General features: G+C 43.1%; 6 protein-coding genes and 1 pseudogene. 2 read left to right on the forward strand and 5 right to left on the reverse strand.

Going from position 1 to position 5,712, the window contains the following annotated elements; translation table 11 throughout:
- The 5 genes from hemN to AB4496_RS21780 all read right to left on the reverse strand — a co-directional run.
- Positions 1-1,205: oxygen-independent coproporphyrinogen III oxidase (gene hemN / locus AB4496_RS21760; RefSeq protein WP_372131948.1), on the reverse strand; the 1,205-nt coding region annotated here is incomplete at its 3' end.
- A gap of 347 nt (positions 1,206-1,552) precedes the next feature.
- Complete coding sequence (locus AB4496_RS21765; protein ID WP_009848043.1) at positions 1,553-2,041, reverse strand: DUF2489 domain-containing protein; 489 nt, start codon at positions 2,039-2,041, stop codon at positions 1,553-1,555.
- Between the two features lie 6 nt (positions 2,042-2,047).
- Entirely contained in the window at positions 2,048-2,605 is a 558-nt protein-coding gene (gene yihI / locus AB4496_RS21770) for a Der GTPase-activating protein YihI (protein WP_004735577.1), read from the reverse strand.
- Positions 2,605-3,243 (reverse strand): class I SAM-dependent methyltransferase, encoded by a 639-nt coding sequence (locus AB4496_RS21775; RefSeq protein ID WP_004735576.1) that lies wholly within the window; start codon positions 3,241-3,243, stop codon positions 2,605-2,607. Before AB4496_RS21775 ends, yihI begins: the two co-directional genes overlap by 1 nt.
- Before the next feature lie 557 nt (positions 3,244-3,800).
- Positions 3,801-4,418: a cytochrome c gene (locus tag AB4496_RS21780; RefSeq protein WP_009848044.1), complete on the reverse strand. Its 618-nt coding sequence runs from the start codon at positions 4,416-4,418 to the stop codon at positions 3,801-3,803.
- Positions 4,419-4,566: 148 nt separating this feature from the next.
- Here AB4496_RS21780 and yihA point away from each other — a divergent pair, with 148 nt between their 5' ends.
- Together yihA and AB4496_RS21790 are read left to right on the forward strand one after the other, a co-directional pair.
- Positions 4,567-5,226, forward strand: coding sequence for a ribosome biogenesis GTP-binding protein YihA/YsxC (gene yihA / locus AB4496_RS21785; RefSeq protein WP_009848045.1), 660 nt, complete (start codon positions 4,567-4,569; stop codon positions 5,224-5,226).
- Between the two features lie 230 nt (positions 5,227-5,456).
- Positions 5,457-5,712 (forward strand): annotated as a pseudogene (locus AB4496_RS21790) (GTP-binding protein); the annotation flags it as partial.

Genomic DNA, 5,712 nt, shown 5'->3' on the forward strand with positions numbered 1-5,712 from the left:
AAGTTAACCGAGAACTCAGATTCGATCATTGTTTTATCAAGCTTGAAGTTACAAATCAGCTGCTTGATCACTTCACGACGTAGAAGGTCGTCACTGTCTAGTGCAACACCTTTCCAAAGTGCATGGCGCAGGTCATTCACTTGAGCGTAGTACTTCTTCAGCTCTTTCTGGTTTTGAGCGTAAGCATCACCGACCATTGAGATAGCAGAAACACCGAAACCAATTAAGTCAGCTTCACCTTGGGTCGTGTAGCCTTGGAAGTTACGATGCAGAATACCTTCACGTTGTGCTACGGCTAGCTCGTCTTCAGGTAATGCGAAGTGATCCATACCTATGAACTGATAACCCGCCCCGGTTAGCGTCTCGATAGTATCTTGTAAGATAGCCATCTTCTCTTTAGCTTCAGGTAGGTCTTCATCTTTTATCTTACGCTGCGCAGCAAACAGTTGCGGCATGTGTGCGTAGTTAAATACAGATAAACGGCCCGGCTTCATTTCTAACACTTGCTTCAATGTTTCAGCGAACAAAGCTTGAGTCTGCTTTGGTAGGCCGTAGATCAAATCCAGGTTAGTTGAACGGAAGCCTAGCTCTGTCGCACGTTGAACCATTGCAATAATGAACTCTTCATCTTGCTCACGGTTAACCAGCTTCTGTACTTCTTTATTAAAGTCTTGCACGCCAATGCTCAGGCGGTTGAAGCCTTCATTTCGAAGGTGGTCAAGTACGTCTAGCTCAATCTCACGCGGGTCAACTTCAATACTGATTTCAGCGTCAGCGGTGAAGTTAAACTCTTCACGCAAAATGCCCATCAAACGAGTGATTTGTGTTTTGGTCAAGAACGTTGGTGTACCACCACCGAAGTGCAGTTGAGTCACTTTACGGCCATTCAATAACGAGGCGCGCTGGCGGATTTCATGTTCAATCACATCCAAGTACTCATCCGCTTTATGCGAGTGACGAGTAATGACTTTATTACAACCACAGTAGTAACAAAGCTTGTGACAAAATGGGATATGCACGTAAAGAGAGAGTGGACGATCAGGATATTGAGTACACGCCATGTCGTAATCAGCGACAGTAAACGCTTCATGAAACTCCAACGCAGTTGGGTATGAGGTGTAACGAGGTCCCGAATAGTTGTACTTGTTTAAGATTTCTTGATCCCAAACGATTTGCTGATTCGTTGTTACTGGCTTGCTCGACATAGCGGTACTTCCAATTTAGATCCGCGAGAACCTAAGGTCTCTCAAATCATTTTACATACATTAAAATATAGACGGGTTATTTTGCCACACGACCAGTAAGGTCGTTCCAAGACAAAATCAATTTTTCAGACAAAAACTCAGAACTGCTAGCTTGATCACTAACAAAGCGTCGGGATTAACGAGACGCAAAAGGTAAGAAAGCCCATTTAACATTGTCTATTAAAAAGCAAGGCGACTTAAAAACAATATGCCTTTAAGACAAAGCGTCTTAAAGGCATAGGTATTAAAAGCAGCACGTCTTAAAAATGGAGTGTTCAACAAGCCTCTATATTAAATAGTCTTAGTGACTAGATCATCTGAATGTTGATTTGGTTGTTGAGAGGCTTAACCTTCTCCTGCAACCTTTTCAAATCTTCGATGACCGCATCATTCAAGCGAGTCTCTGCCTTATGGCGCGTGAGATTCTGCTGCATGCGATCTTTCTTCGTCAGTTCCTGTCTTGCATCTCCGCGAGCCATATCTTTTACGATATGGTACAGCTCAGAAAGAGCAGGATACTCAGAATCAAAATCGACACGCTCATCACCCTGAACGTTATCCATAATGATACACACTCGGATACTGATCTCAGGTAAGTCACACTGGCCTTGAATACCCGCTAAGCACAAAGTATTTACGTTTTCGTAAATCGTCGCGTTACGTTTTTCAATGGCAAGTGCTTGATGCTGCTTTTGCAACTCCGTCTGCTTCTTCACTTGAAGTAGAAGGTAACCTGCGTAAGAGCCCAAGCCGAGAATGATAATTCCACCAGCAATTGCTAATAAGGTTACGTTCATTGGCTATTAACCTTTAAAGCTGTCTAAGTCGAAATCTTCGAATTGAGATAGCAAGTCTTCGTCAGAGCTTGCTTTCTTCTTAGAGGCAACCGGTGCTTCTTCGAAGATCTCTTCTTCATCGTCTTCTGGCTCTAGCAGACCTAAGCGGCCCATTAGGTGTTCGATACGATCAAGTTTCTCATCAACAAACTTCTGCAGACCAGCACCTAGGTTTTCACCATTTTCGATACGATCTAGCAATGTGTTCAGTTGAGCATCATTCTCAAGCATCTCTAACTCTTGTTCGTTAGATAGCTTGCGCTCTTGTTTCGTCGACTTCTTCGCTGGTTCAACAATCAGCGGGATTTTTTTCTTGCTGCCTAAACGAGGGTCGCGAGCTAGTGCAGCTTTACGCTGTTTTGCTTCGCTACCATCAGAGTGACGGCTGCCAGACTTAAGGCCTTTACGCTTTTTAACACGCTTACGTTCACGACCTTCAACATCAGATTCACTACGGTTACGAGTAACCATAGGTTCCGGAGCGCCAAGTGCTCCCGGTTTTCTTGATTTCTTACTACGACCCATTACTGCACTTTCCTCAGTAAAATTACATCATTTCCAAAAAATTCTAGTTCGAGCTTATCCCGCTCTGCCAAAAACTGGAATGTTTGACGACTAAAGAAGACGACATGTGTCGGGTCATTCTTGTAGTGCCAACCAGCAAACGCGTCTACGTCTATTACTAGTTTAGTCATAAGACCAATCCAGCCCTTGGGTTTAACTAAATTCAACCATTGCTGCCACACTTTGTCTGGGTGATAAAGATGCTCTATCACCTCCGTGGCAGTCATAAAGTCATACGTTTTTTCCAACACAGAAGCTTCTGGGTGGTAATAGATATCGTACAACTCCATGGTGTGTCCGGCTTCTTCTAACATAATAGATAGCGTAGGGCCTGGGCCACAACCAAAATCCAACCCGTGTGAGTTAGATGAAATTTTGTCTGTTAGTGGATCCGCGATGCGAGATAGAAAACGGCGATAGCCTGCATCACTAGGATCGTTCTCATGGAGATCATAGTGTGCTTTCTCTTCTTTTGCTTCTAACCTTTGTTCAGGTTTAACAAATACCAGTTCACATTGCTGACACTGCAGATAGGCTCTGCGTTTGTCTTCAAAATAGTGATTCACGCCTTGGTGATGGCATAAGGGACAAGTATACATAGCACATCCTTAAACAGGGATGCGAAACATACCAGAAACTGAGTTTATAGTGGAGAGGTATTGGGTGTTTTTTCATCAAATCAATAAAAAAAGCGATAGGAAAACCTATCGCTCTCTAAATCTGCCTATATCGGCCAAAATTTGCATACTCAACTTGGTACACAAATCTCCATTTGTTATTGGTGCTTTCCATGCCAAATTTGTTTGTTGTTCATCGTCCTGATGAGTTTTGGCTATCCTTTTCTAACACCTTGTTGCTGGGCTGTCCTAGCCTGATCCGTTTCTGTCTATACCGTTAGACTAGATGACCATCCGTATCTAAGTCAGCTCCTAGCTGATGGCGGCTACTTTACCTTTTTACAAAAAGACTACAAGAGTGCGAGCTCACACTTTTGTACACAATTCGAACACGCATTGATAAATTAGACATTAACACAAACCGGATATATAAAATCAATACAAAAGAAAACGCCCCAACCATTACTGATCGGGGCGTCTCTTCAATCTCGCTCGAACGTACATTTCATTACTCTGGCTAAGAGCAAGAAACCGACATATTAGTGTAAACCACCAACGTACTTCGATAAGGTATCAATATCTGCGTCTGTTAACTTTTTAGCTACATCACGCATCATCGCATTCATGTCGTTATTACGGTTACCATCGCGGAATTTCTCAAGTTGAGCCTTGATGTAATCTGCGTGCTGACCTGAAATCTTAGGGAAACCAGAAAGTTCGGTACCATTACCACGAGGGCCGTGACAAGCAATACAAGCCGTTACGCCGCGTTCTGCGTTACCCGCAGTGTAAAGAACCTTACCTTCATCTACTACATTTTCAGGAGTAGAGTTACTAGAGATAGGGAGAGATGCGTAGTATGCCGCTAGGTCAGCCATATCTTCTTCAGATAAAGGCATCGCCATTGCACCCATTACAGGCTCGTAACGACCTTGTTTACCACCACTCGTCATACCTAGCTTAAGCTCTTTTAACTGCTTCTCTAGATACTTCTCATGTTGACCAGCCAGCTTAGGATACTGAGTGATCAGACTGTTGCCGTCAGCACCGTGGCAGGCAACACATGTTTGTGATTTGGCTTTACCAGCTTCAATACTACCTTGAGCCCATACTGAGCAGCTGGCTAAAAGACTCAAAATTAGCGCTAATTTCTTCATGACATTCCATTATAATTATCAAGCTTCCAGTACCACTCTATGTTGCCACTCATGGTACAATAGGCGACCTTATGCCGAGCACGGTTATTTTACACAAATTCACAAAAAAGTAATCAATCGACTACACAAAGTCGAGATGGAGTTAACAGTGAGCGTAAAAATTCATTATCAAAACACGCATTTCATTACCAGTGCACCTGATATTCGTCACTTACCAGAAGACGAAGGGATCGAAATTGCGTTTGCAGGACGCTCCAATGCTGGTAAATCTAGCGCACTAAACCGCGTTACAAACCAAAAAAGCTTGGCGAAAACCAGTAAAACCCCAGGTCGAACTCAGCTAATTAACCTATTTAAGGTTACCGACGGCTGTCATATTGTCGATTTACCGGGATATGGCTTCGCTCAAGTACCGCTTGAGATGAAGAAAAAATGGCAGAAGTCGCTAGGTGAATACCTACAACGACGTGAAAGCCTAAAAGGTTTAGTGGTATTGATGGATATCCGTCACCCAATGAAGGACCTTGACCAACAAATGATCTACTGGGCTATCGATAGCCGCATCCCAGTACAGGTTTTGTTAACAAAAGCAGACAAACTGAAAAGCGGTGCGCGTAAAGCACAGCTACTGAAAATCCGTAATGATGCGAAATCTTTCGGTGGTGATGTAGCGGTTGATGTCTTCTCTTCAATGAAGGGCATCGGCGTTGACCAACTGCGTGCCAAGATGGATGAGTGGTTTGCACCTGTGTTTGCTGATCAGATCATTGATGAGCTAGCGGACGAAGAGCAAAACGACTCAGAGTAATTCTTCTATCTATAGCTTTATCTATAATTAGAAGTTAAAGCACTTACAGCAAGTGATTTAGCCTTATTAATACCCTTCCTTATATAGGTGGGGTATTTTTTTGCCCAAAAATTAGTGAGTTAAACCTAAGTCTTGAGAATTAAAGACAAGATTAATCAGTTAGAAACGAGAGAAGTGAACCATACTAAAAGACACATCTAAATAAACAGAACAATGAGAAAGGAATACTCATGTGGAAAACACCATTGGCCATCATTGCACTTATGTTGATCTCACTGACAGGGTTCGCCTCTGAAGCAGAACAAGAACAAACCCCACTGATCAATGTTGATATGACCTTGGACTTGGATGGTATGGAAAAATACGCTCAAGACGCGAGTGAGTCTCTTGAGGTGATATCGCAATCTTTGCAGGCGATAGTCAACAACCCCAACCTCAGCAATGACCAACAACAAGCCTTGAATCAAACCGTTGAAAGCATCAATC

The sequence above is a fragment of the Vibrio sp. 10N.222.46.A1 genome, from assembly GCF_041473595.1.
In the GTDB taxonomy this organism is placed as follows: Bacteria; Pseudomonadota; Gammaproteobacteria; order Enterobacterales; family Vibrionaceae; genus Vibrio; species Vibrio tasmaniensis_A.

Bases quoted from the DNA above. Each gene is read 5' to 3' on its own strand.
- yihI (WP_004735577.1), bottom strand. From the start codon at position 2,605: ATGGGTCGTAGTAAGAAATCAAGAAAACCGGGAGCACTTGGCGCTCCG.
- AB4496_RS21765 (WP_009848043.1), bottom strand. From the start codon at position 2,041: ATGAACGTAACCTTATTAGCAATTGCTGGTGGAATTATCATTCTCGGC.
- AB4496_RS21780 (WP_009848044.1), bottom strand. From the start codon at position 4,418: ATGAAGAAATTAGCGCTAATTTTGAGTCTTTTAGCCAGCTGCTCAGTA.
- AB4496_RS21775 (WP_004735576.1), bottom strand. From the start codon at position 3,243: ATGTATACTTGTCCCTTATGCCATCACCAAGGCGTGAATCACTATTTT.